The following is a 26,486-nucleotide window of genomic DNA, read 5'->3' as shown; positions in this document are numbered from 1 at the left end:
ATTCCCCTCCTTTCAGTAAATGGTTAACACATTAAATCATCTGGCTCGTAGATCATAGACTTATCAGGACAAAACCCAAGCTCAGGATGATACATTGCCCTATTTACCTGAATATATATACCCGGATGAGCTTCAATAATAGCGCCATCTTTGTAAAGTTTTGCATGACCGTATTTAGGCAGATTCACAACATATCTTTGAAGCTTACGCATCAGCCATCTTTCGGGACTAAGTTTTTTCAGCATCTCAATCAATCTCTCCCCTTCTTCGTAACATACAATTACAGGAGCATATTGCTTATCGTCAATCATCTTGAATTTCTGAGCTGCCGAGAGAAAACTGAATCGCAACTCCTTGTCTATAGCAAGGTCTTTCATAATTTCATGCTCATCCAGGTTAGTCCCTTGAAGCCAGTACAATTCTTTAAAAAATTGCTCAAACCTTTTTGGTGAAAGTAAGTCGTCTGCTTTTTCAGCAAGCAGTCTTCTGCCGATTTCTCCTGCCTGTCTCAAGTAACCAACAGGGAATTTACTCGGTGGAATAAAAACCACTACATGCCCGCTCTCAAGGAGTCCTTCCCTGTTGCATCTGCCCGCAGCTTGTGCAAGCGAGTCAAGCCCTGCAAGGGCGCGGTAGACGACTGGAAAATCAAGATCAACGCCTGCCTCAACAAGCTGTGTGCTTATGACACGGGTCAGGATTTTATCTTTAAGTCTCTGTTTTATTTGCTTAATTACTTTCGAACGATGCTCGCCGCACATAAGAGCGGAGAGGTGAAAGGTTTTTTCTCCTTTCTCAGGCATCAACTCGTAAAGTGTCCGGCAATCGTCTCGCCTGTTCACAATGCACAAAACTGACGGATGTTGAGTAAGCTCAGATGCGAGGTCTTCCCATAAGCAAGGTTTTAAGAAATCGTTTGGCACCTGCACCTCAACCCGTTTGAATGATTTGTAAAGAGACAGGGGCTTTTCCATTATCTCAACGGTGTCAGGTAGCCCCTTAAATTCATAGTCATTCGATTTGTGAGGCGTGAATGCAGGCTGTGTCGCCGTGCATAGGACAAATGTCACATTGTAATTCTGATGAAGCTCTTTCATTGTATGGAGAATCGGGTTAAGATATTCAGGCGGCAGAAGCTGCACTTCATCTAAAACCACAACGGTGTTTGCAATATTGTGTAGCTTCCGACAGCGGCTTGAACGATTGGCAAAAAGGGATTCAAAAAATTGAACTGACGTTGTTACGATCACCGAAGCGTCCCAGTTTTCACAGGCAAGCCTGCTTCTTGCGGTCTCACTGCTCTCGTCAGAGACATCAACATTGCTGTGATGCTCGATAACAGCATCTTTGAAAATTTCCCTGAATTGTTCAGCTGTCTGCTCAATGATGCTTGTATAGGGTATGACATAAATTACTCGCTCCATACCGTACTTCACGGCATGATTCAGCGCAAATGCCATTGACGAAAGCGTTTTGCCACCGCCAGTTGGAACCGTCAGGGTAAATATCGCAGGTTCATGCGCTGAGTTTAAGATACATTGTTTGAGTATCTCCGCCCGCTTTTTGTTAACAAGAGTATCAACTGCATTCGTCTGTTTGTAAGCCATATAAGATTCAAAGAACGACAGAAGCTCTTTCAATGAGGGGTAGCCTTTTCGTGTCTTTGTTTTTCCCGGCTCAAGAAACGCCTCTGTATCAAGAAAGTCAGCATCAACAAGGCAAGAATAAAGCATCCTTATCCACAGGGCATGACCTTCTTTGGTTATAAATTTTTGTTTTGGACGGGATTGCTCAATGATATGATGAGGGATGTCTGAAAAGGGTAGCTTATGAAAAAGATTAATGTTCTGCAATCGTTGTACAAGGCTCTTTCTCCCAGCCATATCAGTTTGCCAATCTGCCAACCCCGCATGGTGTCCTGCGATAAGATAGCCTAATATTCTGCCCGGTATTTTTAATTTTTCAATGGCATGAATTGCCCCTGCTGTTGAATGATCAACCCGACCTGGCTTTGTCTCAATATGCGCATCGGCAGAGGCAAGAAGCATCTTCTGAAAATCCTCCGAATACTTTCCCATATCATGCCACAACCCCGCCAGATACGCCCAATCTCCTGAGCCGAATTCATCCCCGAACTTCTTTGCAAGCTCAGCGACATTCAGCAAGTGCTCCCCAAGCCCCTGCCATTCTCTTGTCGGCTTCCCCTTAATACTATGTGCATAGAATTCGTGAGGCATATTTCAATAAGAACGGAATCTACTTCCTAAACAGCAGACTTTAAAAATAGACAGCCTGATGCTACGGGCTGCCGAGAATTTTCTTGATTTCAGCTAAAAAAGATTTCCCCTCTTCAATTTTTAGCGATGCAGCCGGCTCAATAATCTCTTCCTGAATATCATAATCGGCTATCTCACGAATCTTCCTTGCATCTATAAGCATCCTGTGGTATTTGGAGTCAATCTTTCCAGTCTTAGCAAAGTGATACCCTAATGCTGATTCAACGGCAGAATGCTTGATAACATCAATTCCTTCTGATTTTAAAAGCGCCTGCGCTGCATAGTACATTGAATAATAGATTTTGCTTGCAGCATCAGATGGATAGCCATCCTCCATCAATTTTTCAGCCACCTCAAGTGCATGTTCAGCTTTTTCAACCAGCTTTTTTACCTCCTCGGTCATACTGAAACACCTTCTTTTTCAACATGCCGGTAAAAGGAAAAACCTCTATTGAGAGCATTATAGAATTGAGCTTCAGAGAGCACCTTGAGTGATATGATTGGCCTGAAGTCATGATCCCACATAATCTGATACGCTATATCTTCAAGACCTTTTTCAATCTCCGGATTTTTTTCATCAACCAATGCAATTACATCAAGATCAGAATCCTCTGCTGCTTCACCTTTTGCTCTCGAACCAAAAACTATGAGGCGTTTTACATGACCCTCCAAATCCGATGAAAGCCTTCTTTTAATATCCAATATCAAAGCCCTATCTCTATCATTCATAAAGTTTCCTCCTCACCTGCCGAATACAATCATTCAGTCTCAAACAATTTAAAATAGTCTACCCTTAAAGCAATTTCAAGGCAAGTCAATTTTTATCATGCCACAACCCCGCCAGATATGCCCAATCGCCCACAGCCGAATTCGGCGGCAAACTTCGCCACATTCCTTTTAGCCGGGGACAGTCCCGATTCTACGACTACGCTTTGCTCCGTCCGTAAATCTGGGACAGTCCCCTCCGCATTCAGCAAATGCTCCTCAAGCCCCTGCCATTCGCTCTTCGGCTTCCCTTCGACGCTATGGGCATAGAACTTATGCACTGCCTTTACCCATAAATCCGAAAATCTATGAACTCTTTTATTCTCTGAAAATCAATTTTATTCTGCGTGACAACGAATGCGCCGATTCTACGCACTGAACATGCAATCAAGACGTCGTTTTGAATTTTTGAGATATATTTTGCTTCAAATCCGTATTTCTGGCCGAGCTTTGCCATAACCATCCCCGTCTTCCTCCAGTCTTCATCATTGGGGATAATAAGCCTTCCAACGCCCAGAAAAGTATTGTATAGCCTGTCGGCAAGTTTTATAGAATTAGCGTCATGGCTTCCGGCGTACAATTCCGCAAGAACTACCAGGCTCATGTAGAGCACGGGCCGGGCAGATTCGGCAAAAACAGGATGGATAATTCCCTTGTTGATAAAAGGAATGTATACCGAAGTGTCGCAGAGAGCTTTAAACGGATATTCTTCCGTAGACATCCTTTATCTTCCCCTTGCCTCTTACCGCCATAAGTGTTTTTTCGATTTGTTCATTTGCAATAACCATGTCCAACGCCCTATTAACCGCCTCTGTCTCGGTTGCTGCGCGGGTAATTTTTTTAACCATTGCGATTTTGGCAGGGTCGAGGATAAACTGTTTTCTAACCTTTTCTTCTGTCTGCATAGTCTGTCACCTCCATGTGTATATTATAGAATAGCATACACATTTATCAGACAAAATAAAATCAAGGGAGACAAAAAATCAATCTTTTTATGTTAAAATTCAACACTATGAAAAAATACAAGCCTGTCTCGCTGAAAAAGTTAAAGACATATCCCATCTCAAGAAGGAAGAGCAAGGTGGAGATTGCCTTGACTGCTGCTCCGCATAAAACAGGACAGTCATTCAGCGATTTTATCCGTAATCTGTCCGGCATACTCGCGGCAAAGGACTTCAGGGCTGTTGTAATGGCCATAGTTAATGCAAGAAAGAAAAAGAGGCATGTTATTTTAGGCATGGGAGCGCATCCAATAAAAGTGGGGTTATCCCCCCTTATCATTGACCTTATGAACCGGGGGATTATAACCGCAATTGCAACAAACGGCGCTTGTATTGTTCATGACTTTGAGCTGTCTTTCATGGGTAAGACCTCCGAAGACGTTGCAGCGGAGATATGCAAAGGCACTTTCGGAATGGCAAGGGAGACCGGAGAATATATCAATAAGGCTATAAACAGAGGGGTAAAGAAAGGTTACGGCATCGGGAAATCGCTCGGCGAGATGATTCAAAATTCAAGATTCAAGTACAGAGGAATGAGCATATTCGGCTCTGCATATAAGCTTAAAATTCCTGCAACTGTCCACGTTGCAATCGGCACAGACATAATTCATATGCACCCCCACGCCGACGGCGCATCAATCGGGGAAGGTAGCCTGAGAGATTTCAAACTCTTCACATCCGTAGTGTCAGACCTTGAAGGAGGCGTTTATATAAATTTAGGCTCTGCCGTCATTATGCCGGAAGTTTTTTTAAAGGCATTGACAATAGCAAGAAATCTCGGCAGCAAGGTTGAAAACATCACCACTGTCAACATGGATTTTATCCAGCACTACAGGCCTCATCAAAATGTTCTTAAAAGGCCTACCCTGCAAAAAGGATGCTCGTATGCCCTCACAGGCCATCACGAGATTATGTTCCCGCTCTTGGCAGCAGCAGTGATTGAGGGAATCTGAATCAGTCAGCTAAATTTTTTAAAACACCTTCATTTCGCTATTTTTTATTCTTTCTCTTTATTTTTAGAGAGTTATCTATGACGGGATAAAGACAGCATCAAAGTATTTACCAAACATATATGTTGAAAAATTGTTAGCAACTTCAATTAAAGATTTTTTTGCCTCTACAGTCCTCAACCCCAACATTTTGCCTGTTTTTTGTGCAGTTAGGTTTTCTTTAAATAACAATAGGTTACGTCTTTAGAATTGGCTCTGCAACGACTTGATTTTATAGTTAATCAAAAAGCCTTATTTATCAGGACATTGGCGCTATGCAATTAAAACTTTGGGGTTATAAACACTAAAAAAGGCGCTTAACCGGCAGTTTTTTAAGGGATTTAAGCCTTGGATAAATTTTCTATAAATTGTGCGGCAGAAAATTAATTTCCATATTTTTCAATGAGTTTAATGTTGCTGCTTGAAATTTTCCTTGATTCAACTTACAGGTTTCCCTTAAAACAATTCAAAAGACGCATGCGGCATAAAATGTAATGTTCTCCCTAATCCTGCTTGCCTTTAGCCTTCATCGCTGCCCTGTATCTGCCTATATAATCATTTGCAACCTTTACAGGGTCAAGGGAGAGGTAACGGGCATATTCCATGATATACCCTTTCAGATAAACTTCTGCCGGAAGGGACGAAAATTTCTCGCGCTCTATATCTTCAAAATACTGCTTGCGGATTTTTGTAAAAACTGCCATATCTTTCAGGTTAACCCCAAGCTTTTCCCTTATCTCTCTTAACGATTCGCCGCTGAATGACGTCATACCGGACATGTACTGCTTTAGTTCTTCACCCACAACAAAAGACGGTTTCTTGCTGCCCGAGGGGTTGCTGCCTTTATTCTCAAAAAAGTCGATAAGTTTTGTGTATGCCTCCTCTACCTGTTCCAGTATATCATGCCGCTTTTCTTCGGATAATTCATAGGCAATGGCCGAAGTCACAATGGAGTCATTTGAGTATAATGATTTCAGATGCAGATATGAATTCCTTACTTCTGACAACTGGGCGTCAGGACTGAGCTCAAGCGCCTCAAAGTATTTCTTATAATCTTCTATTGGCATATGCATATTTATCGGCCGTTACCGTTATCTGCCTGCCGTCTCTCAGATTTTCCGTAAGCTTGCTTATCTCTTTTGCTACATGTGAAAACGGATGCGTAAGCATAAAAGGCAGCCTCTTGTTTATGCACCTCAACACAGCATCATCGTATTCTATGTGCCCTGCATACTGCGCATCAAAACCCAGAAATTTCAGGCATACGCTTTTAACAGAAGCTCCAATCATAATCTCCCTGCCGCTTCTCACTTGATTCAGGACTATATGTATCCTGAATGATGCCAGTTCATCCTCAATAATATCCCTGATGTGAACCGAAGTGCCCATCAGATGCTCCACTACATCCTTAAGGTGTTTTATGCCGTGCGCATCCCTGTTCTTCCAGACATCCTGAATCACATCCTTCAGCCCGTGTGCGCCGAGTATAATCTTAAGTTTTCTGAAAAAACCATTTTTAATGAAATGATACATATTCTCAAGTGCGGTGATTTCGGGCAGTGTTACAACTATCATCTTATCGGCCAGCAAAAAAGTGTCGATGGTATTATTGTGCGAGCCCGCTCCGAGGTCAATGAGAATATAATCCGTATCTATTGCCTTTATCTGCCTGAACAGCTTGAGTTTCTGAGCATATTTTATGTTCTCGGAGTCAAGTGAACTGAGAGTCCCTGACACCAATCCAATGTCAGGGATACCGCAATTTACTATAATGTCATTCAGTGACGCTTTTTTTTCAAAAAAATCAGTAAGAGAATTTCTTGGCTTGCTTACTCCAAGCAGAGTATGAAGGTTCGCTCCTCCGAGATCTGCATCAATCAGCACAACCTTGTGGCCCTTTGAAGCCAGATGCATGCCTATGCTGCTTGTGACGAAACTCTTGCCGGTCCCTCCCTTGCCTCCGCCAATAGCCCATATTTCGCATCTCTTATCCTGCGCGCCGTTATTCATAAATTATATTGACAGCTTTTTTATACGATAAAACCCGATATATAGTCAAGTGCTACCCAATCCCAATATAGACTTTTCAATGCCTTGTTTTGTCTGTCATTGCGAGAACCCGAAGGGTTCGTGGCAATCCGACCTAAAAGGTCGTTGCGAGGGCAAAACCCGTGGCAATCTCTTTGAGATTCCTCGCTATGCTCGGAATGACAATTCGTGTGAGATTGCTTCGCTTCACTCGGAATGACAATTTTCTAAATCAGAATGCTGATAAAACCTTACAAACTAAAAAGGGGATGTTTCCACATGTAGTGGAAACATCCCCTTTAATTTGAGCCTTAATTCTCTTTTACAGGAGTGGAACTATCAGAAGCGCAACAATGTTAATAACCTTTATCATCGGGTTGATTGCCGGGCCCGCTGTATCCTTGTAAGGATCGCCGACTGTGTCGCCTGTGACAGAGGCTTTGTGTCCTTCGCTCCCCTTCTTGTGTACGACGCCTTTGTCGTCGGTAACGCCCTCTTCAAAGGATTTCTTGGCGTTGTCCCATGCGCCGCCGCCGCTTGTCATGGCAATAGCCTGGAAGAGTCCGGTAAGGATACTGCCGATAAGAACTCCGCCGAGCGCTTCCCTGCCAAGAGTAAGGCCAACTACGATAGGAACAACAACCGGGATAAGAGCAGGAACCATCATCTGCTTGATAGCGCCTTTTGTGACAATGTCAACGCACTTGCCGTATTCCGGCTTTGCCTTGTATTCCATAATGCCGGGGATCTCCCTGAACTGTCTTCTGACTTCCTCAACAATACTGCCTGCTGCCTTTCCAACAGCCTCCATAAGGAGTGAGCCGTAATAATAAGGGAGCAGACCGCCGATGAAAAGGCCGGCCAGAACCATCGGGTTTGAAAGGTCAAAATAAAGCTGTGTGCTAAAGGACCTTGAATACTCCGCAAAAAGGACCAGTGCCGCGAGGGCTGCTGAACCGATAGCATAACCCTTTGTAACAGCCTTTGTTGTGTTTCCGACTGCATCCAATGGATCTGTTATGTTACGGATCTCTGCAGGAAGTCCTGACATTTCTGCGATACCACCTGCGTTGTCTGTTATTGGACCATACGAGTCAATCGCAACAACGATACCTGTCATCGAAAGCATTGAAACCGCTGACAATGCGATAGCAAAAAGACCGCCCACAGCATCACCTGCAAATCCGCCACCCAATGAATAAGCGCCGAGAATTGAGGCAACGATAACTACAACAGGCGCGCCTGTTGACTTCATGCTGACCGCGAGACCGGCGATCACGTTTGTGCCGTGACCGGTCAGGCTGGCCTTTGCAATGTGTTTCACCGGGGGATACTGCGAAGCAGTGAAGTACTCAGTTATAACCACGATCAGTCCGGTCAATGCAAGGCCGATAACCGCCATAAGGAAAACGTTCATCTGTGTAAATGAAGGGTGAGAGGCCATTGAAGCCGCATCTACGCCTTTCAGAAATTTACCTGTCACAAAATAAAATACTATTGCCGCAAGAACTCCTGCAACGGCAAGCCCCTTATAGAGGGCGCCCATGATGTACTGGCTTTTACCGAGCTTGACTGCAAAGGTCCCGATAATGGAAGCAATGATTGATATTCCGCCGAGGAGCATCGGGAATTCCACCCATGCGCTCCCTACGCCAAAAACCGTCTTTGCCAGGAGCATTGCTGCAACAAGCGTAACCGTATATGTTTCATAAAGGTCTGCTGCCATGCCTGCACAGTCCCCTACGTTGTCTCCTACGTTATCTGCGATAACAGCAGGGTTTCTCGGATCATCTTCAGGAATTCCTGCCTCAACCTTTCCAACGAGGTCAGCGCCTACATCAGCAGCCTTAGTATAGATACCGCCTGCGATACGCGCAAACACGCTCATGAGTGAGCATCCGAAGCCAAGCCCTACCAGTGCATGGAATGCCATTTCAGGGGCTGCCTGCTTCGCTATAAAATAAAAACCTGCAAGGCCTATAATTCCGAGGCCAACGACCATAACGCCTGTAACAGAGCCGCCCTTAAACGCCAGGCTGAGTGCAGCCTGGAGACCCTTGTGCGCGGCCTGAGTTGTGCGTACGTTTGCACGGACCGTAACCCACATGCCTACAAAACCGGCAAGCGCTGAACCGAACGTGCCGACGATAAAGCCAATAGCAGTCCAAATGCCGAGATTCATCGCCGCTATAAGTACAACGAGAATCACTGCAACTATCGCTACTGTCTTATATTCACGAGCAAGAAACGCATAAGCTCCCTCTTTAACAGCATTTGATATCTCCTGCATCTTCGCACTTCCTGCGTCCTGTTTTGATACCCACATTGCGGTCATCACAGCGTATATAACGCCTAACAATCCGCAGCCTAAGGCAAAAAGTATTGTTGAACTCATTATCTCCTCCTTCTGGAAAAAATTTAAAGTTTAGAGTTTAAAATTATAAGTTAAAAAACTTTCACTTCAACTCTTAACTTTTCACTTATAACTTTTAATTGCTTTACCGAGTAGCCCCCTCACCTCCTTAAGCAGTTTCCAATTTTAGTTTTCAACTCTTACCTTTTAACTTCGAACTTTCAACTATTCGTTTACCCGCCTGAAATATAATCCTTAGGGTAACCCGGCTCTGCATATAAAAATATTTATTATTCCCTGCCTGCCTGCTTTGCGAAAACCATTGCAGTTGCCCTGTAAACCATATGCGCCATCTTTGAAAACGGGGCATAAGCAAAAAGGAAAAAAACCAGACAAAGATGCACTACATAAGTTGGGTAAGCAGCCACTGTGTTAGCCATTCTCAGGAACTGGGCCAGCAGTCCGGAAACTCCGACCCCGGCTACAAGCGAGATAAACAGCCAGTCGTAATAGCTGCCTAATCCGGCCTTCCCCTGATTTTTGAACCTGTTAAGCATTATCAAAAGAATGCCGATGACCAGCGCAGCGGCGCTTATGTTGCCTATTATTTTGTATGTGACTGTCAGACCGCTCAGAAGCGAAGGGTCTACATGCATCGGAACGCCGAAATGTTCAAAATACTCGGGGATAACTTTTGCAAATGCCAGCACTGTGGTTATAAAAAGACCGATGAAGCTGTAAAATACCAGCATGTGCGATATAGCCCTGCCCTTTGTTACCTCGCACTTCCTGAAGCGGTTATGTCCGAGGATTTCCTTGATTGTATCAATGAGAGCCTTGCCGAAGGAACCCTTATTTGCCGGAGCAGCAGCGCTCATTGCCTTCCAGTATTTTGTAATCCCAAGGAACAGACTAAACGCCGCAAAGAGAGCGGTAGCGGTAAAAACCGTGTCGACATAATATAGGGAAAAAAGGAATTTCCCGTAAACAATCTTTCCGTCTTCCGTAGGTATGCTGACACCGCTGAAAAAACCTTGGGCGGCAATAAACAATATGTAGAGCAGCGCAGGCACTGCGAGTAGCAGCAGAAGAAACTTCGGCTGATTTACCATTTTCGCCATAACGCCGGGAACCGAAAACTCCTGAAGGCTCAGTTTTCTTATCGCACCGAGAACTTCGCCCGGCTTTGCCCCTCTGGGACAATATGCTGTGCAGTCGCTGCACTGATGACAGAGCCATATGTCAGGATTGCTGAGAAGCTTATCTTTCAGCCCCCACTGTGCGTGCAGCATCTCTTTTCTCGGGAAAGGCTTGTCATCGGGCGTCACATTGCATACAACAGAGCAGGTTGCGCACTGAAAACATTTCTTGAGAGACTCTCCTCCGGAACTGATAACATCGTTTATAAAATTCAAATCAGGTTTAATAATCTGTTCTGTCATTGACTCCTCCTCTAAAAAATACAGTTATAAGTTAAGAATTAAAAGTTAAGAGTTAATTTTTATAACTTTCAACTTTGAACTTTACACTTAAGCTAAAATCCTTTAAACGGATTCGGGCCTACTTTCTCTATCCCCTTCACAAAATCATTAATCATATCAGGAAGCTTGTCATATTCTGATATAGTGACCTGCATGAGCTGGCATCTTTCCGCCTCAAGCTGAAGCTTGTCAAGTGTTTCCTGAATCTTGCTGAAACGGTAGTTCGCAAGCTCGCTGCCTTTTATAAAATGGCACTGATAGTTCTCCCCATATTTACACCCAAGGAGTATAAGCCCGTCAATGCCCCTTGAGAACGCATCCGCAACCCACACAAGATTTGTTGACCCGAGACACCTTACAGGTATAAACCTTACGCTCGGATGAAGCTGTTTCCTGTTTATCGCTGCGCTGTCAAGCGCGGGATAAGCGTCGTTTTCACATGCAAGCGCAATTATCCTCAGCCCTTCATCAGGGACTTCCATTGACTTAATCATTGAGCCTACCATGTCAACACTGTAGTCTTTGAATGAAACAATCCTCTCGGGACATGCGCCCATGCATGTGCCGCAGCGCCTGCACCGGTTAATCTTGTAAGAAGGAATTCCTTTTGCATCCTCTTCTATGGCGCCGAACGGACACTCTTCCGTACACCTCTTACATGCGGTACATTTCAAAAGATTTGCATCAGGATATGTCATATCCCATGCCCTCGGATGAACAGCTATGCCCTTTGCGACATGCTCAACGCACTGGATTGCCTTCATTGCTGTGCCTGCCGCATCAAGCTGCGCTTCTGACATATTCATCGGCTGCCTTACACAGCCTGCCGCATAGATACCAGTCCTTCTTGTCTCATACTGGAAGCATATAAAATTGGAATCAGCAAAACCGTATGCGCCTTCAAGCGAAGGGATTTCAGGACCCTGCCTGTAGTCAAGATTCAGTATAAATTCAGGTTTGGGAGTTTCTTCCAGATATTTTGCCTTTGCATCATCGCCTTTTTTCTGAGCCTCTGTAAGCCCGTCAAGATATTCCTGCGGTGCCCGCGTGCCGGGCACCACCCCTATTGCAAGAACAACAAGGTCGGCTTCAACCTTTATTTTCTCTCCAAGCAGGGCATTCTCAGCCTCAACAAACAGGCTGCTGTTTCCTGCATCGCTTATGCCCGTAACATCAGCCTTTGTCAATAAAACACCGGGGTCATTCTGCATATTTTTATAGAAAATCTCTGACTGTCCCGGCGTCCTTATATCTTTGTAAAATATCATTGCAATCGCATCGCTGTTTTTCTCTCTGACATACTTTGCCTGTTTCAGAGATGTTGCGCAGCAGAAAGATGAACAGTAAGGAAGATGATTCGGGTCCCTTGAACCTGCGCACTGTATGAATGCGACCTTTTTGGCCTCTTTGCCGTCAGAAGGACGAATGATTTTCCCCTTCTTTGCCATTTCCTCCATCTGTACGCTTGTAATAACATTAGGCTTGCCGTATCCGAGATGTCCGAGCTTTGCCGCATCATACGGCTTCCACCCTGACGCCATAATAACTGACCCAACCCTGATTGTCTCGCTTGTGCCGTTATTTCTTATAGTTACATCCAGGAGCCCGGGCTGCCCGTCTGTCTTTTCAATTACCGATGACTTGAACACTTTTATATTGGGGTTTGACTCAACTTCCTGTATCTTGCTAAAGATAATCGGGTCATCCAGCTTTTCATAGGGGTATTGTCTCGGAACCTCTTTATAAAGTTTTGCAGCCCACCCTCCGAGTTCAGCCTCTTTTTCAACAAGAACAACCTGATAACCCGCATTCGCTGCCTCAAGCGCTGCAGAAAGCCCTGAAATTCCTCCGCCGACAACCAGTATTGCCTTACTCAAATCCTCAAGCACATTTGGTTCAGGAAGAGTTCCTTTCTGAACTTTTATTATCCCCATCCTAAGATAATCATTTGCCGCCATCTGAGTATCTTCTGTGTTGGGCCGCTGGCTCCATGCAACCAATTCTCTGATGTTGGCTCTCTCTGTTATTGTGCCGGGGAAATCAAACTCTTCATACTTCACGCGGGGAGAGCATGCGGCTATGACTATCGTATTTGTGCCTTCCTTAATATCGCTCTTTATTAATTGCAGTCCTTCAGGACTGCAAAGTATCGGGTGATTTTTCACTGTTTCTTCCGGAAGTTTAGCTCCCTTGGCGGCATTTTTTGAAAGCTTCTCTATATCAATCGCCTTTTCAATTCCGCAGCCCTTGCATATATATACACCGTATTTCTTCTCCATTATTATTTCGACCTCCTTGCGCTCTGAATGCTCTTAATGGCAACCCCTGTCGCATCCTGAACAGATTTTGCCACATCAACAGGGCTCTTTAAGGTCCCGACTGCGTAGATTCCTTTTTTTAGAGAAGACGGAATAACAAAGCCGTCGGGAGTATATGAAATATCTTCTGATATTTTATTTGTTTGGCTCTTTGTTGAGGGCACCATGCCTGCTGCAAGCACAACCATATCAAATTTAGCCTTTATCTTTTTCCCTGCCATTATATCTTCCGCCTCAACAATCACGTCTTTTGTGGAAGGGTCTTCTGTAATCTTTGCAACCTTTCCTTTTGTGAGGGTAACATTAGGGTCATCCTTTACCTTCCAGTAGAACTGTTCATACCTACCCGGGGTTCTGATATCTATATAGAATATCTGCGCCCTGGAATCAGGATACTGTTCTCTCAGATATGTAGCCTGCTTCAGAGAAGCCATACAGCATATAAACGAACAGTATGGAAGATGGTTTTCATCCCTGCTTCCCGCGCACTGGACAAACGCTATGTTTTTTACCTCTTTCCCGTCAGACGGCCTGAGAATCTTTCCTGCCGTAGGCCCGTTCGGCGATGCAATCCTCTCCATCTGCATATTAGTCACTACATTCTGAATTTTCCCGCCGCCGAGAATATCAAGCTTTGAAGCATCATATAAATCCCAGCCTGTTGCCATTACAATCGCGCCGACCTTGAGATTAACTGTCTCGGGTTTCATGTCAAGTTTAATAGCATCGTATTTGCATGCCTCAACGCATTTTGCGCATGACGCTCCTTTACAGTGCCTGTCATCTATCGCATATTTAAAAGGGAACGCCTGATTGTGCGCTATGTATGCTGCCTTTGTCTTATCCATGCCGAAATTAAACTCATTCGGCATCTCAACAGGACATGCCTCAGAGCATGCATTGCAGCCGACACACTTGTCATTCACATACCGCGGCTTAACCTTTATGGCCACATCGTAATTCCCTTCCTCGCCTGAGATCTTTTCAACTTCCGCAAGGGTGTAAAAAGTTACATCTGCATTGTTTTTCATCCTTTTGAAATTTATCTCAAGTCCGCAGTTTGGAGGGCATAACTTCGGAAAGTACTTATTAAGCTGTGCAACCCTGCCGCCTAAAAAAGGGGTCTTTTCAACTATAACAGCGTTGTTGCCGGCTTCTGCCGCCTCAATAGCAGCAGTCAATCCGCTCATGCCTCCGCCGATAACTAAGATAGTTTTTCCGTCTGCCATTTAATCCTCCCAAAAAACACATTAGTTTTGTCATTCCGCACTTGATGCGGAATCCAGTCTTTATTCCTCTGGATTCCCCGATCAAGTCGGGGAATGACGACCTGGTTTTGTTTATTTCAAAGTTAAAAGCTGAGAGCTATTAGCTGATAGCTCTCAGCTCTCAGTCCTTAACTCTTAACTTTTAACTTTTCTTAATTTAAAAAGGGGCGGAGATTTCTTCCGCCCCTTTTTGCCTGATTAATCAGGTATTAATTGTTTGTACTCTTTCTTGAAGCACTTCCAGTCGCCTGTTGCAGGATCGTACTTGGAGTTTACAAAGCACTTCCAGTCCTTGTCATTGATTGCAAGGTAGTCGCCCCTATAGTAATAACCGGGGTATCTTGTCTCTTCCCTGAACTGTATGTGTCTTGCATGCGCCTCGATTGACCATATTCTGTGGTAATTCTCCCAGGCCCTCATAAGCTCATGAAGGTCTTTTGCGCCGGACTTGGCTGCATCTTCCTTGAGCATTGCAAGCAGCTTTAACCCCTCTTTAAGCATTGTTGCACTGGTCATATACCATGTTGAGGTTCCGCCAAAATACTCATCAGCAATCTTCTGCATCCTTGCCTGAAGCATCTTCGGCTTAATGTAGTTGGGGTTAACCTCAGGAGCTGTCGAATATGTTTTATATTTCTCGTATGTTTCAAACGGCATGTATATCTCTGCTGCGAGCTCATCAGCTGACTTTGTCACTGTCGGCTTGAAATCCTTGTTGTCAAGGATAAAGGCAATTCCGCTCTTTGCCGCGATTCTTCCTTCAGCATGTGAGCCTGATGAGAACTTGTGGCCTGATGCGCCGCAGATGTCGCCCATCATAAAGAGACCGTTAACTGTTGACATCCTGTTATAGCCCCAGTCCCATTCCTTTGGCGCGCCTGTTGCCTCAATAACATCTGCAGGGCCGCTGGTCCAGAAACCTGCACAGCCGGCATGCGAACCCAAGAGATATGGCTCTGTAGGCATAATCTCGGAAGGCGTCTCGTCAGGCGCAATGTTCATACCAGCCCATACACCTGCCTGACCAATACACATATCAAGGAAGTCTTCCCATGCCTCTGCCTCAAGGTGCTTAATCTGTTTTGCATCCATTGTCTTTCCAAGCTCTGCCATCGCCTGAGCAGTTTGCATAAAAATCGGTCCTTTGCCAGCCTTCATGTCCAGCATCATCATGTGGTTTCTGATGGCAGTTCCCATCTTCTCTGCATAAGGGCTGTAGAGCTTCTTTGTTGATTCAAAGTTCTCGCCTACGCAATAGTCCTCTCCATAAGCATTTGTTGACTTTGCCTTAAAGAAGAGGAACCATGCGCCGACAGGGCCGTATCCGTCCTTAAATCTGGCAGGAACGAACCTGTTCTCCATCATGGTAAGCTCTGCTCCGGCCTGAATACCGAGAGCGTATCCTGAGCCTGAGTTCCATACAGGATACCAAGCCCTGCCCTGTCCTTCTGCTACAGACCTTGGCCTGAATACGTTAACTGCGCCGCCGGCACCGAGGAGTATTGTTTTGGCTCTGAATATATAAACTTTATTTTCTCTTACGCTGAATCCTACTGCGCCGGCAATCCTGTTGGGAACTTTTTCATCAAGGAGGAGTTTCACTATGAAAACCCTCTCAAAATGGTTCTCTGCAACGCCGGTTGCCTCCCTGTTTGTCTTCAAAGCTGCTTTCGCTGCCTCTGCAACAAGGACTTTGTAGGATTCACCATTGATCATTATCTGCCACTTGCCTGACCTTACAGGTTTTCCGCCCTCTGAAAGTTTTGGAGCTTCCTGAGCGCCGTCCATTGTGTGCCCGTCCGGAGCTTTCTTCCATACTGGAAGTCCCCAATCTTCAAAATTATGGACGCTGTCATCAACATGCCTGCCGAGGTCATAAACAAGGTCTTCCCTTGTTATGCCCATGAGGTCGGCTCTTACGTATTTGACGTAGTCAGCGGGATCATTCTCGCCCATATATGTATTGATAGCAGAAAGGCCCATTGCAACTGCGCCGCTTCTGTCAGTTGCTGCCTTATCAACCATTGTAATCCTCATCTTCTGCGGGTTGGCCCATCTTGCCGCCTCAAAAGCAGAACCGCATGCTGACATTCCGCCGCCTATGACAAGAATATCTGTCTCATGCTCAACAATTTCCGGCTTTTGACAATACGAAAACGTGCAACTTTCTTTTTCCATTAGCACACCTCCTTATTTCTTGGGGAGAGGCATCGTCTTGCCTGCACCCTGATGTGTAAAGAAGCCAGGCTTCTTAATGTTTGCGATATTTGCTTCCGGTTTCCCCTTGTACGGCTCTACCGAACCCTCAGGGGTAGTCCTTATAGGGAATTTAAACCTCTTAAGTTTCCCGTTCCTGAATTTAATTGTCCACATGATTGAGTCTGAACCTCTCAGAGGGATAACATTGCCTCCGAGGGGAACAAAATCAGCGTAACCCCTTACCTCCATAGCCTGCTGAGGGCATATCTTTACGCAGCTGTAGCATTCCCAGCACTGGTCAGGCTCCTGATTGTAAGCCTTCATCAGATCCCTGTTCAGAGTCATCAGGTCATTGGGGCAGATATACTGGCATGCTGTCTTATCCTGAGCCTTACAACCATCACACTTTTCTGTGATTACAAAACTCGGCATTTTCAACCTCCTTCAGTGATATTGTTTTTAATACAAAATCGGCTTTAGTCTAAAACCGTGAATCTCTAACTTGTTCCTTCACCCCCTTCTCATTAAGTTTATAGTGTCTGTGTCAGTGATAAAGCTTACTGACACTAACCACTGACACTATTATTCTTATACGCCTTCTGAATACTTGTGAACCTTTATCTCAACAATCTATTTTTCAAGACTCTGATAATACTTAATCAGAATTTCAGCCACTTCAGGACGTGAGAATTCTTTAGGTGGTGCAATACCCTTGCCTAACATTTCACGAACTTTTGTACCTGAAAGCAGAACAAAGTCTTCTTTTTTATGATCAGGCGCTTCACACATCATCATAACCTTGTTCAGTTTCTTCGAGTATGCAGTGTGGTCAGCTTTGAAGATTTCAATTTTCAGCGCACCGGCAGGCACCTCATTATCAAAGATAGTTTGAGCATCGAATGCACCGTAGTGATCACCAACACCCGCATGGTCACGGCCAACAATGAAGTGAGTTGCACCCATGTTCTGACGGAATATGGCGTGCAATACAGCTTCGCGTGGACCGGCATAAAGCATATCAAAACCGTAACCGGTAATCATTGCACTGTTTTTTGGGAAGTACAGCTCAACCATTTTACGGATCGCAGCATCACGAACAGGCGCCGGTATATCTCCTTTTTTCAATTTACCAAGTAACATGTGAATAACCAGACCATCACAACCTAAGCGCTTCATTGCCATGTGACATAGTTCTTCGTGAGCCAGATGCATTGGGTTACGAGTCTGGAAAGCAACAACTTTCTTCCAGCCGCGCTCATTGATTTCGTTACGAATTTCAACTGCAGTACGGAAAGTGTCCGGGAATTCATCCTGGAAGTAAGAGAAGTTTAATACTTTGATTGGACCTGACAGACAAACTTTACCCTGAGCGTTAAAGGCTTCAACACCCGGATGTGCTTCAGGAAGCCTGGGACGGTAAACTTTTTCAGACATCAGCGCCATCTCTGCATCGCTGAATTCTTCAACCGCTTTTACATCCATAACGGCCAGTACAGGATGGCCTTCGACATTTGGATCTTTCAGTGCAATGCGTTCGCCCGCTTTGATTGAGCCTGCAGCTTTAGCCAAGTTTAAAACTGGAGTAGGCCAGAACAAACCGGATGTTGTTTTCATATCTGTAGCAACAGATAGGGCATCAGCTTTATTCATGTAGCCTGTTAATGGGTTGAAGTAACCACCACCCAGCATAACTGCATTAGCTGCAGTAGCTGAGCTCACAACAATCGAAGCCAGACCTTTAGCTTCTTTCTGCAGGGCTTCATTTTCAGCCGTGTCATATACAAATAGTGGATTTAGTTTGTCTGACCCATGTGGTTTAATTAATGCCATTCTTTCCTCCTTGAAAATTTAAAAATTAATTTTATCTACTTTGCGCCCAATGCGCTGCAAACCTTGCTGAATATCTCATCAATGCTTCCGACACCCGTAACAGATTTTAAAATCCCGTTTTTTTTGTAATAGTCTATGAGCGGCGCTGTCTGGGCCTCATAAACATCAAGCCTTCTCTTAATTGTCTCCTCTTTATCGTCATCCCTATGGAAAAGCGCTCCGCCGCACTTGTCGCAAACGCTTTCGTTCTTTGAAGGAGAAAAATATACATTGTACATCTGCCCGCATCCCTTGCAGGTCCTCCTGCCTGTGAGCCTCTTCATAAGGTCCTCTTTCGGGACATTCACGCTCACCGCGCCTGTCAGTGACATGCCGAGCGACGCCAATATTTTATCCAGCGTCTCTGCCTGGGCAGTATTTCTCGGAAAACCGTCAAGGATATAGCCCTTTTTGCAGTCATCCTTTTTAAGCCTGTCCTCCACAAGACCCAAAACTACACTGTCAGGCACCAACTCTCCTTTGTCCATATAGGACTTTGCCTCTTTGCCGAGCGGTGTGCCCTCCGCTACATTCTGCCTTAAGATATCGCCTGTTGAAATCTGCGGAATCCCGTATTTGTCAATAAGCTTCTTAGCCTGAGTCCCTTTGCCCGCGCCAGGCGCACCTAACAATACTATCCTCATACCTTACCCCCTTTATTTCCCTCTGCTGTCAGCTAACTTAAACCCAACATAAAATAAAAAACCTAACAAAAATAACTGCCTGTATCTAATGCAGGACTTTCTAAAAAATTTAAGCAGTCCTTGTAAGCGTTACATACTATTCTAAATATCGGGGTTTTTTCAAGAAAAAAATAAAAATTATTATATTAATTTTTCTTATAATTGTAATGTTTCACCATCCCCCTCACCCGCTCCCCTTGAGGGAGGGGGATGGGGGCGGGGTAATTCTCATTGTTCTCTGTGCTGCTTGTGGTATGATTGTCTGCCGTGTGCAAGATATTCCTGAAGTTTTCCAATGGCTTTGCCCCTGTGGCTGAGAAGGTCTTTTTCCTTATCAGACATCTCGGCAAATGTCATTTCATGCCCTTTTGGATAAAAAACAGGGTCGTATCCAAACCCGTTAGCCCCTTTTGTCTCCTTCCCTATCAACCCCTCAGCATATCCTGAAAATGTCTCCACCCTGCTGCCAGAAAATGCCAGAGCTATTACGCATACAAAGCGCGCACCTCTTTTATCATCAGGCAGCGAACTCATTTCCTTCAGGAGCTTTTCAAGATTATTTCTGTCGTCTGCGCCTTCTCCCGCATACCTTGCAGAGAAAACTCCGGGCGCTCCGCCCAAGGCGTAAACCTCAAGCCCTGAATCATCGGCAAGGGCAGGCATCTTCGTATATTTTGAAACAGCCCTTGCCTTCTTCACGGCATTTTCCTCAAAGGTCTTTCCGTCTTCCTCAACTTCAGGGCATCCGGGAAAGTCATCAAGGGTATAAATTGTGACAGGCATATCCCTGACAATCCTCTTTATCTCTTCAACCTTTTTCTTATTTCTTGTTGCAAGGACTATATCCATGTCCATCCCCTCAAAGATTCTCAGCCCACTTAACCAAAAAACAGGGCTTCCCTAAAAATCAGGAAACATCTTGATTGAAAGCTCTTTATTATTGCCAATCACTGCCTTTGCCGTAAGAATGCCGCCTTCAACATAGGCAAGGCTGAACTCCTTAAGCCCTCTGTGGACAAACTCCTTTGCATCAGCAGGACATCCTCTCTCACACCCCGCAACGCCCTTTATCATTCTCGGGATTAGCCCTCTTACATTGATGCCGTTAAGAGTTGCTCCTTTTGAGGAACAAAAGGACTCTATCCGTCCTGCAACAAAATCCAGATCAATATGGAATGGATTTTCAACGGCAATAGATATTGAAGCATCACCGATGCTGACACTAATCTCCATTGATTCCCCCAAGGCATTATTAAACTTCTGCGCTCTGACACTTTGATACTTTTGTTTTTCTTATGTGACAGCGTGATATTATAGATTGATAACGCATCAGGCTTCAAGCTATATTGCATTTTTTTAAATGTTTTTACAAAATACTCTTACAGCGGCTGTCATGAAAATAGAGAAATTTATAACCAAAAAAATCCATGAAACAAACGCAGGGGCATCATGGCTCAACACTCAGAAGCAAGCCTTGCCCTTTGAACTTTTACACCATAACGCCATCTCTTTTTTAAAACTTCGTGACTTAAGATGAAGAAGGCAAGGATTCTCATAACATGCCCCAAGGGAATTTCTCCATACCTTAAGGAAGAAATCCTGAGACTTGAATTCCCTGTAAAATCCGATTCTGTTTCATGGGTTGAAACTGAAGGTCTGATGGAAGATACAATGAGGCTTAACCTTTTTTTAAGAACAGGCCACAGGGTCCTCTATCACATCAGGGATTTTCATGCATCTGATCCCGAAGAACTTTACGCTGAGGTCAAAAAAATACCATGGGAGGATTATCTTCATGAGGATGGATATGTATGCGTAACATCATCGGTTAAAAACTCAACAATAAGCGATACAAGATATCCAAACCTTAAGTGTAAAGATGCGATAGTGGACAGGATGTCAGAGAAGTTCGGAAGGAGGCCTGACTCGGGCCCGCTGAGGGACAGTGCAGTTATCCACCTTTACTGGGGAAATAAAGATTGCAGCATATATATAGATACTTCCGGCGAGCCCCTGTCCAAAAGGAGATACAGGAAAATCCCATTTAGGGCGCCGATGCAGGAGACTCTCGCTGCCGCTGTTATCATGGCAACAGGATGGAGCGGGAAAGGGAATTTCATAAACCCCATGTGCGGAAGCGGAACACTCGCTATAGAGGCCAGCCTCATTGCTCTGAACAGGCCGCCGGGCCTTCTCAGGGACAACTTCGGCTTTATGCATATAAAAGAATTTAAAGAGGAATCATGGGAACGCTTAAGGGAAAACGCAAAGTCCTCAATAAAAAAGCGGCTTGACTTCAGGATAATAGCATCTGACGTAAGCAGTAAGGCTATAGATGCTGCAAAAAATAATGCAGAGACAGCAGGCGTTGCACACCTCATCGAGTTTCATATCTGCGATTTCAGAGAAACACCGGTTCCTGAAGGAGGAGGGGTAGTTATACTGAATCCTGAATATGGAGAGAGGATGGGAGAGGAAGAAGCTCTAAAGGATACATACGAGGGAATAGGCGATTTTTTCAAACAGAGGTGCAAGGGATATACAGGCTGCATATTCACGGGAAATCTTGACCTCGCGAAAAAAGTTGGACTTAAGGCAAAGAGGCGCATACAGTTCTTTAACGGCAGTATTGAATGCAGGCTGCTGGAATACGAGTTGTATGAAGGAAGCAGGAAGCCATAATCCGTCTAATGTATAATAAACAGCCATGCTTTCAATCGGACACATAAAAATAAACAGCCGTTCTCCATTGGCGCTTGCTCCCATGGCGGGGATAAGCGACCTGCCTTTCCGTCTGATTAACAGGTCTTTCGGGTGTGAACTGGCATTCACAGAGATGATAAGCGCCGGCTCGCTTGTGAGAAAAAATGCAACCACGCTGAAAAACCTTTCTACGACAGTTGATGACAGGCCATTGGGGGTCCAGCTTCTCGGAGCCAATCCGGATGTTATCAGAAGGGCTGTTGATATTGTATCCGGATATGCGTTCGATATAATAGATTTCAATGCGGCATGCCCCGTAAGCAAGGTTGTATCAAGAGGCGAAGGCGCAGGGCTTCTCATGGAACCTCTGAGGCTGCAGAAAATCCTGAAGATAATCGTAGAAAATACAGACAGGCCCGTCACCGTAAAGATACGCTCCGGCTGGGATGGATCATCTGTCAATGCATCCGAGACTGCGCTCCGCGCACAGGATGCCGGCGTTAAAGCCCTCATTATACACGGCAGAACCAGGCAGCAGGCATACAGGGGAAAAGTAGATTACGACATAATAAGAGAGGTAAAAGAGTCCGTTCAAATACCTGTAATAGCCAGCGGTGATGCGCTCTCACCGGAACTAATCAGAAAACTTTTTGATGAGACCGGCTGTGACGGCGTGGCAGTGGCGCGAGGCGCTCTCGGCAATCCATGGATATTCAGGGAAACAGAAGAGTTTCTGAAAAAAGGTTCGGCGCCTTTAAGTCCTTCTGCTCAGGAGATTACTCAAACAATGCAAAAACATCTTGCTCTAACTATCTCATTCCACGGCGAGGAAAGAGGAGTCCTGCGTTTTAGGAAATTCTTTGGATGGTATACAAAGGGGATGCCGGTAAAAATGCTGAAAATGAAAGCATTTAATGCGGCAACCAAAGAAGATATGCAAGAGTTGATAGAAGAAGTGGAGGAGGATTATGTTTCTAAAAGTCGGGCATAGGGGAGCAAGGGCCTACGAGATTGAGAACACCCTTGATAGTTTTAAAAGGGCTATTGAGCTTGGCGTAAATGCCATTGAATTTGACGTGAGGGCAACAAAGGACGGAAAGCTCATTGTCTTTCACGACGACAATCTGAAAAGAGTGTTTGGAAAGGACATTGAGTTAAATGCTTCGCCATTAAAAGAACTAAAGCATCTCACGGAAAACAGAATCCCGACCCTTGAAGAGGCGTTGCAATTCATCGGGGAAAAGGTAGAGAGGATTCTCATTGAGCTAAAAGAAACAGGTTATGAAAAGAAAGTCCTTGCGGTTATAAAGAAAGAAAAACTCCTGGACCGCGCAATCATTGTCTCGTTCCATGAAGAGGCGCTCTCTGAAATCAGAAGACTGGACAGCAAGATTGAGACTGGACTCATCTATGCAAGGCACAAGAACCCCATTGCTTCAGCCTTAAAATTAAAGACTCAGTACCTCGTTGCCCTTTATAGGTTTACTCATACTAAAAACATTGAAGACGCGCATAAGAAAAACCTCAAGGTAATTGTCTGGACGATTAATACAAAAGAAGAGGCAAAAGAATACCGCGCCAAAGGCGTTGACGGAATTGCAAGCGACAAACCGGATGTTTTGTAAAAGGGTTAGGGAGGAATCTTTGAAAAAAAAACTCGTTGTATGCGCCGGGACGTTCGACCATCTCCATCTGGGGCATGCCAACTTCTTGAAACAGGCAAAGGTTCTTGGAGATGAACTCGTTGTTATTGTTGCCCGTGATGAGAATGTCAGGCACATAAAGAACATACTTCCGGAGCATAATGAAAATGAGCGCAGGGAGAGCGTCGAAAAAACAGGCATTCCGGATAAGGCCATACTCGGATATACGGATAAAGATATTTTTAAAATATTGGAGAATTTAAAACCGGATATCATCGCCCTTGGCTACGACCAGAGGGTTTCAGAGGAAAAGATTAAAGAGAGACTTCCCGAGTGCAAAATAGTCCGCCTTAAGCCATTCAAGCCCGATAAATACAAGTCGTCATATTACAGGGCAAAGACAAAATAAAAAAGGGCTCGTCCCGATATTATCGGGGGGCGAGCCCTTTTAAACTAATCAGTTTTCTTTTTTAGAAGAAGAGCTTCTGGTTGATCAGAATACCCAATGCCACGAGCAGCGCATAGATTGCCAGAGACTCTATCATCGCAAGACCGATGATAAGAAGGAGCTGAATCTTTCCGGCTGCGCCGGGGTTCCTTGCTGCGCCTTCACATGCCTTGCTCAGACCGATGCCCTGGCCAATACCTGTGCCCAATGCTGCAATACCTATTGCAAGTCCTGCTGCCAATGCAGCCATTGCCTTAACAGAAGAATCTCCAGATGCTGCAACCTTTGCCTCTTCTGCAAAAACAAACGGAGCAAACAGACAGACAAAGGTTAGCGCCATTAAAATTACAGAGATTATTTTTCTCATCACTTATTCCTCCTTTCTTCTAAAACTCGTATTTAATGCCCTTCTTCAACAGCTCCGGCAAGATATAAAGTGGTTAGAAGGGCAAAGACAAATGCCTGTATAAGACTTACGAGTGTGCCCAATGCGAGTATGAGCGTTGGAATTATCCACGGAGCCAATACAGCAAGCACACCTAAGAGTATATGTTTTGCCACCATGTTTCCGAAAAGCCTTACCGAGAGGGTAATGGGCCTTACAAGATGGCCGATAAATTCGATTATGAACATAAGTAGCATTAAGGGCAGCGCAAAAATAGAACGAATTGGACCAAGGAAATGATTTAGGTATTTTATTCCGTGAACCTTAATCCCGTAATAATGCGTTGCCAGAAACACAGGGATAGCCATCGCTGCATTTGTATTTATGTTGCTTGTAGGAGAAGCAAATCCGGGGATAAGACCCATAAAATTGCAAATGAGTATAAACATAAACAATGTGCCAATCAAAGGGAAAAGGGTCCTGCCCCAGTGATGCCCTATGTTTTCTTCTGAGAGTTTAAGGAATGTCTCAACAACTACCTCAATAAAATTTTGAAAGCCTGTCGGCACCATTCTGAGAGAACGCCTGATGACAAGCGCAGATGTTATAAGAATGACAGACGCCAGGACTGCGTAAGTAACATTATGGGAAATCTTGTTGGGATCAACAATCACATCCATTAAAAGCACTTCGTGCATGCCAGCTGCCATAAAAGCCTCCTCTACAAGTCATAGGCTACAGGGAAAATCGTTGCTATCTTAATTAAAATTCCGATTCAAAGTCAAGGATTTAGCAAGCTATAGGTTATATAAAAAATTTATGGATCTATAATGCGCTTGCAGCTATTGTGCTGTCCCATAAATAACTTTGCTCTACTTGTCATTCAGAGCAAAGCGAAGAATCTCGTTTTGAGATTGCTTCAGGACTCTGTCCCTCGCAATGACAGTGTACAGAATTGTTAGGGACAGCACACTATGATTCTCTCTATGCCTGCATAGTCTTTAATCACAGAGATATTACAGAAGCCGTTCTGCATGGCAATCACTGACACTTCCTCTGACTGCCCTTCTCCTATTTCAAGGAAGATAACTCCACCCCCCCATCCCCCCCTTGGCAAGGAGGGGCAAGGAGGGGTTAAGTATTTCGGCGCCTCTGAAAGTATCGCTCTGTAATAGTCAAGCCCGTCCTCGCCGCCGTCAAGCGCACTCCTCGGCTCCCACTTCTTTATCTCAGGCTGAAGATTCGCTATGTCACCGCTTCTGATATACGGGGGGTTTGATACAATCACATCAAAAGTTAAAAGTGAAGAGTTATGAGTTAAAAGTTGACTTAACGGCTCGAATAGTGAGCCGTTAAGAAATGTTACATTCATTATATCGTTAAGCCTTGCATTCTCATTTGCGTACCTTATTGCATCTTTTGATATGTCAGTCCCGTACACCTCGGCATCAGGAAAGCGCTTTGCAAGCGCAAGCGCAAGGCATCCGCTTCCTGTGCACAAGTCGAGAACTCGCAGTTTAGAGTATGGAGTTTGGAGTTTGGAGTTGAGTATTTCTTTTTCACTTTTAACTTTTAACTTATAACTCTCAACTGCTTTGATAACCTCTTCTGCCAGCAATTCTGTCTCAGGCCTTGGAATAAGAACTCCTTTCCCGACTTTTATCTTTAATCCATAGAACTCTACATAGCCGAGGATATATTGCAGCGGCTCTCTCTTAGCGCGCTTCTGAAGAACAGCATTAATCTCCTTTACATTTTTTTCGGAAAGCACAGGATTGTCTCTGTAGAGCAATGCCTTATCTATGCCAAGACAATGAGTGACGATGATTTCCGATTCCTTATGCGCATCATCAATGCCTTGAGATTTAAGAAAAGCCGAAATCTCTTTTATTTTGTCAATGGCAGTCATTATTTATTTCCGTAAAGGGCATCAAGCGGGCTTTGTGGCGCATTAGACATGTCGCGCAAGACATGAGTGTAAATCATAGTCGTCTCGACATTCTTGTGTCCGAGAAGGCTCTGCACCTCCCTGATGTTGACGCCGCTCTGAAGCAGATGCGTGGCGAAGCTGTGTCTG

26 protein-coding genes are annotated in these 26,486 nt (G+C 44.7%); 5 read left to right on the top strand and 21 right to left on the bottom strand.

Features of this window, described 5'->3' with window-relative positions; genetic code table 11:
* Positions 1–23: 23 nt before the first annotated feature.
* The 5 genes from cas3 to HY035_01575 all read right to left on the bottom strand — a co-directional run bounded on the left by cas3 (position 24) and on the right by HY035_01575 (position 3,946).
* Complete coding sequence (gene cas3, locus HY035_01595) at positions 24–2,237, bottom strand: CRISPR-associated helicase Cas3' (protein ID MBI3377084.1); 2,214 nt, start codon at positions 2,235–2,237, stop codon at positions 24–26.
* A gap of 61 nt (positions 2,238–2,298) precedes the next feature.
* A complete protein-coding gene (locus HY035_01590; GenBank protein MBI3377083.1) occupies positions 2,299–2,679 on the bottom strand; it encodes a HEPN domain-containing protein in 381 nt (126 codons plus the stop codon).
* Positions 2,676–3,005, bottom strand: a complete 330-nt coding sequence (locus HY035_01585; GenBank protein MBI3377082.1) for a nucleotidyltransferase domain-containing protein — start codon at positions 3,003–3,005, stop codon at positions 2,676–2,678. The genes HY035_01590 and HY035_01585 overlap by 4 nt, the downstream gene beginning before the upstream one ends.
* Before the next feature lie 322 nt (positions 3,006–3,327).
* A complete protein-coding gene (locus tag HY035_01580) occupies positions 3,328–3,762 on the bottom strand; it encodes a type II toxin-antitoxin system VapC family toxin (GenBank protein ID MBI3377081.1) in 435 nt (144 codons plus the stop codon).
* Complete coding sequence (locus HY035_01575; GenBank protein MBI3377080.1) at positions 3,737–3,946, bottom strand: hypothetical protein; 210 nt, start codon at positions 3,944–3,946, stop codon at positions 3,737–3,739. The genes HY035_01580 and HY035_01575 overlap by 26 nt, the downstream gene beginning before the upstream one ends.
* A 107-nt stretch (positions 3,947–4,053) precedes the next feature.
* Here HY035_01575 and HY035_01570 point away from each other — a divergent pair, with 107 nt between their 5' ends.
* Positions 4,054–4,995, top strand: a complete 942-nt coding sequence (locus HY035_01570; protein MBI3377079.1) for a hypothetical protein — start codon at positions 4,054–4,056, stop codon at positions 4,993–4,995.
* A gap of 539 nt (positions 4,996–5,534) precedes the next feature.
* Here HY035_01570 and HY035_01565 read toward each other — a convergent pair.
* The 12 genes from HY035_01565 to HY035_01510 all read right to left on the bottom strand — a co-directional run bounded on the left by HY035_01565 (position 5,535) and on the right by HY035_01510 (position 20,463).
* Positions 5,535–6,098 (bottom strand): helix-turn-helix domain-containing protein, encoded by a 564-nt coding sequence (locus HY035_01565; protein MBI3377078.1) that lies wholly within the window; start codon positions 6,096–6,098, stop codon positions 5,535–5,537.
* Positions 6,079–7,041 carry a P-loop NTPase gene (locus HY035_01560; GenBank protein ID MBI3377077.1) on the bottom strand — a complete coding sequence of 321 codons (963 nt, stop codon included), beginning with the start codon at positions 7,039–7,041 and terminating at the stop codon, positions 6,079–6,081. Before HY035_01560 ends, HY035_01565 begins: the two co-directional genes overlap by 20 nt.
* 340 nt (positions 7,042–7,381) lie before the next feature.
* Positions 7,382–9,454: a sodium-translocating pyrophosphatase gene (locus tag HY035_01555; GenBank protein MBI3377076.1), complete on the bottom strand. Its 2,073-nt coding sequence runs from the start codon at positions 9,452–9,454 to the stop codon at positions 7,382–7,384.
* Positions 9,455–9,702: 248 nt separating this feature from the next.
* Entirely contained in the window at positions 9,703–10,854 is a 1,152-nt protein-coding gene (gene qmoC, locus HY035_01550) for a quinone-interacting membrane-bound oxidoreductase complex subunit QmoC (GenBank protein MBI3377075.1), read from the bottom strand.
* A 92-nt stretch (positions 10,855–10,946) separates the two neighbouring features.
* Positions 10,947–13,172 (bottom strand): FAD-dependent oxidoreductase, encoded by a 2,226-nt coding sequence (locus HY035_01545; GenBank protein MBI3377074.1) that lies wholly within the window; start codon positions 13,170–13,172, stop codon positions 10,947–10,949.
* Positions 13,173–13,174: 2 nt separating this feature from the next.
* Positions 13,175–14,440 carry a CoB--CoM heterodisulfide reductase iron-sulfur subunit A family protein gene (locus HY035_01540; GenBank protein MBI3377073.1) on the bottom strand — a complete coding sequence of 422 codons (1,266 nt, stop codon included), beginning with the start codon at positions 14,438–14,440 and terminating at the stop codon, positions 13,175–13,177.
* Positions 14,441–14,677: 237 nt separating this feature from the next.
* The gene (locus HY035_01535; protein MBI3377072.1) at positions 14,678–16,657 is read right to left on the bottom strand and encodes an adenylyl-sulfate reductase subunit alpha; all 1,980 of its coding nucleotides are present in this window, start codon (positions 16,655–16,657) and stop codon (positions 14,678–14,680) included.
* A 12-nt stretch (positions 16,658–16,669) separates the two neighbouring features.
* Positions 16,670–17,110, bottom strand: a complete 441-nt coding sequence (gene aprB / locus HY035_01530) for an adenylyl-sulfate reductase subunit beta (GenBank protein ID MBI3377071.1) — start codon at positions 17,108–17,110, stop codon at positions 16,670–16,672.
* 198 nt (positions 17,111–17,308) lie between these two features.
* Positions 17,309–18,508 carry a sulfate adenylyltransferase gene (gene sat, locus HY035_01525; GenBank protein ID MBI3377070.1) on the bottom strand — a complete coding sequence of 400 codons (1,200 nt, stop codon included), beginning with the start codon at positions 18,506–18,508 and terminating at the stop codon, positions 17,309–17,311.
* Between the two features lie 35 nt (positions 18,509–18,543).
* Complete coding sequence (locus HY035_01520; GenBank protein ID MBI3377069.1) at positions 18,544–19,191, bottom strand: adenylate kinase; 648 nt, start codon at positions 19,189–19,191, stop codon at positions 18,544–18,546.
* A 267-nt stretch (positions 19,192–19,458) separates the two neighbouring features.
* Positions 19,459–20,079, bottom strand: a complete 621-nt coding sequence (locus HY035_01515) for an XTP/dITP diphosphatase (GenBank protein MBI3377068.1) — start codon at positions 20,077–20,079, stop codon at positions 19,459–19,461.
* A 51-nt stretch (positions 20,080–20,130) separates the two neighbouring features.
* Positions 20,131–20,463: a hypothetical protein gene (locus tag HY035_01510; GenBank protein MBI3377067.1), complete on the bottom strand. Its 333-nt coding sequence runs from the start codon at positions 20,461–20,463 to the stop codon at positions 20,131–20,133.
* 300 nt (positions 20,464–20,763) lie between these two features.
* Between HY035_01510 and HY035_01505 the strand changes: the two genes are divergently transcribed.
* Genes HY035_01505 through HY035_01490 form a run of 4 tightly spaced genes read left to right on the top strand, consistent with a single transcriptional unit; the run spans position 20,764 to position 23,985 of the window.
* Complete coding sequence (locus tag HY035_01505; protein ID MBI3377066.1) at positions 20,764–21,912, top strand: class I SAM-dependent RNA methyltransferase; 1,149 nt, start codon at positions 20,764–20,766, stop codon at positions 21,910–21,912.
* Between the two features lie 25 nt (positions 21,913–21,937).
* Positions 21,938–22,924 (top strand): tRNA dihydrouridine synthase DusB, encoded by a 987-nt coding sequence (dusB, locus tag HY035_01500; GenBank protein MBI3377065.1) that lies wholly within the window; start codon positions 21,938–21,940, stop codon positions 22,922–22,924.
* Entirely contained in the window at positions 22,902–23,558 is a 657-nt protein-coding gene (locus tag HY035_01495; protein ID MBI3377064.1) for a glycerophosphodiester phosphodiesterase, read from the top strand. The genes dusB and HY035_01495 overlap by 23 nt, the downstream gene beginning before the upstream one ends.
* Entirely contained in the window at positions 23,548–23,985 is a 438-nt protein-coding gene (locus HY035_01490; protein MBI3377063.1) for an FAD synthase, read from the top strand. Before HY035_01495 ends, HY035_01490 begins: the two co-directional genes overlap by 11 nt.
* A gap of 61 nt (positions 23,986–24,046) precedes the next feature.
* On the opposite strand, the gene atpE is transcribed toward HY035_01490, so the two are convergent.
* The 4 genes from atpE to HY035_01470 all read right to left on the bottom strand — a co-directional run.
* Positions 24,047–24,391: an ATP synthase F0 subunit C gene (gene atpE, locus HY035_01485; GenBank protein MBI3377062.1), complete on the bottom strand. Its 345-nt coding sequence runs from the start codon at positions 24,389–24,391 to the stop codon at positions 24,047–24,049.
* Between the two features lie 32 nt (positions 24,392–24,423).
* Positions 24,424–25,119: a F0F1 ATP synthase subunit A gene (atpB, locus tag HY035_01480; protein MBI3377061.1), complete on the bottom strand. Its 696-nt coding sequence runs from the start codon at positions 25,117–25,119 to the stop codon at positions 24,424–24,426.
* A gap of 248 nt (positions 25,120–25,367) precedes the next feature.
* Positions 25,368–26,318, bottom strand: a complete 951-nt coding sequence (gene prmC, locus HY035_01475) for a peptide chain release factor N(5)-glutamine methyltransferase (GenBank protein ID MBI3377060.1) — start codon at positions 26,316–26,318, stop codon at positions 25,368–25,370.
* Positions 26,318–26,486: tyrosine-type recombinase/integrase (locus HY035_01470; GenBank protein ID MBI3377059.1), on the bottom strand; the 169-nt coding region annotated here is incomplete at its 5' end. The genes prmC and HY035_01470, both read right to left, overlap by 1 nt.

The organism is Nitrospirota bacterium (genome assembly GCA_016195565.1).
Taxonomy (GTDB): domain Bacteria; phylum Nitrospirota; class Thermodesulfovibrionia; order Thermodesulfovibrionales; family UBA1546; genus UBA1546.
Note: the sequence above shows the minus strand (reverse complement) of the source record. Positions and strands in the feature narration are given on the sequence as shown.

Coding starts and splice junctions, on each gene's coding strand:
- HY035_01515 (MBI3377068.1), bottom strand. CDS start 20,079: ATGGATATAGTCCTTGCAACAAGAAATAAGAAAAAGGTTGAAGAGATA.
- atpE (MBI3377062.1), bottom strand. CDS start 24,391: ATGAGAAAAATAATCTCTGTAATTTTAATGGCGCTAACCTTTGTCTGT.
- HY035_01570 (MBI3377079.1), top strand. CDS start 4,054: ATGAAAAAATACAAGCCTGTCTCGCTGAAAAAGTTAAAGACATATCCC.
- sat (MBI3377070.1), bottom strand. CDS start 18,508: ATGGCATTAATTAAACCACATGGGTCAGACAAACTAAATCCACTATTT.
- HY035_01555 (MBI3377076.1), bottom strand. CDS start 9,454: ATGAGTTCAACAATACTTTTTGCCTTAGGCTGCGGATTGTTAGGCGTT.
- HY035_01505 (MBI3377066.1), top strand. CDS start 20,764: ATGAAGAAGGCAAGGATTCTCATAACATGCCCCAAGGGAATTTCTCCA.
- HY035_01510 (MBI3377067.1), bottom strand. CDS start 20,463: ATGGAGATTAGTGTCAGCATCGGTGATGCTTCAATATCTATTGCCGTT.
- dusB (MBI3377065.1), top strand. CDS start 21,938: ATGCTTTCAATCGGACACATAAAAATAAACAGCCGTTCTCCATTGGCG.
- HY035_01585 (MBI3377082.1), bottom strand. CDS start 3,005: ATGAATGATAGAGATAGGGCTTTGATATTGGATATTAAAAGAAGGCTT.
- prmC (MBI3377060.1), bottom strand. CDS start 26,318: ATGACTGCCATTGACAAAATAAAAGAGATTTCGGCTTTTCTTAAATCT.
- HY035_01560 (MBI3377077.1), bottom strand. CDS start 7,041: ATGAATAACGGCGCGCAGGATAAGAGATGCGAAATATGGGCTATTGGC.
- cas3 (MBI3377084.1), bottom strand. CDS start 2,237: ATGCCTCACGAATTCTATGCACATAGTATTAAGGGGAAGCCGACAAGA.
- atpB (MBI3377061.1), bottom strand. CDS start 25,119: ATGGCAGCTGGCATGCACGAAGTGCTTTTAATGGATGTGATTGTTGAT.
- HY035_01540 (MBI3377073.1), bottom strand. CDS start 14,440: ATGGCAGACGGAAAAACTATCTTAGTTATCGGCGGAGGCATGAGCGGA.
- qmoC (MBI3377075.1), bottom strand. CDS start 10,854: ATGACAGAACAGATTATTAAACCTGATTTGAATTTTATAAACGATGTT.
- HY035_01590 (MBI3377083.1), bottom strand. CDS start 2,679: ATGACCGAGGAGGTAAAAAAGCTGGTTGAAAAAGCTGAACATGCACTT.
- HY035_01520 (MBI3377069.1), bottom strand. CDS start 19,191: ATGAGGATAGTATTGTTAGGTGCGCCTGGCGCGGGCAAAGGGACTCAG.
- HY035_01495 (MBI3377064.1), top strand. CDS start 22,902: ATGTTTCTAAAAGTCGGGCATAGGGGAGCAAGGGCCTACGAGATTGAG.
- HY035_01545 (MBI3377074.1), bottom strand. CDS start 13,172: ATGGAGAAGAAATACGGTGTATATATATGCAAGGGCTGCGGAATTGAA.
- HY035_01575 (MBI3377080.1), bottom strand. CDS start 3,946: ATGCAGACAGAAGAAAAGGTTAGAAAACAGTTTATCCTCGACCCTGCC.
- aprB (MBI3377071.1), bottom strand. CDS start 17,110: ATGCCGAGTTTTGTAATCACAGAAAAGTGTGATGGTTGTAAGGCTCAG.
- HY035_01535 (MBI3377072.1), bottom strand. CDS start 16,657: ATGGAAAAAGAAAGTTGCACGTTTTCGTATTGTCAAAAGCCGGAAATT.
- HY035_01490 (MBI3377063.1), top strand. CDS start 23,548: ATGTTTTGTAAAAGGGTTAGGGAGGAATCTTTGAAAAAAAAACTCGTT.
- HY035_01580 (MBI3377081.1), bottom strand. CDS start 3,762: ATGTCTACGGAAGAATATCCGTTTAAAGCTCTCTGCGACACTTCGGTA.
- HY035_01565 (MBI3377078.1), bottom strand. CDS start 6,098: ATGCCAATAGAAGATTATAAGAAATACTTTGAGGCGCTTGAGCTCAGT.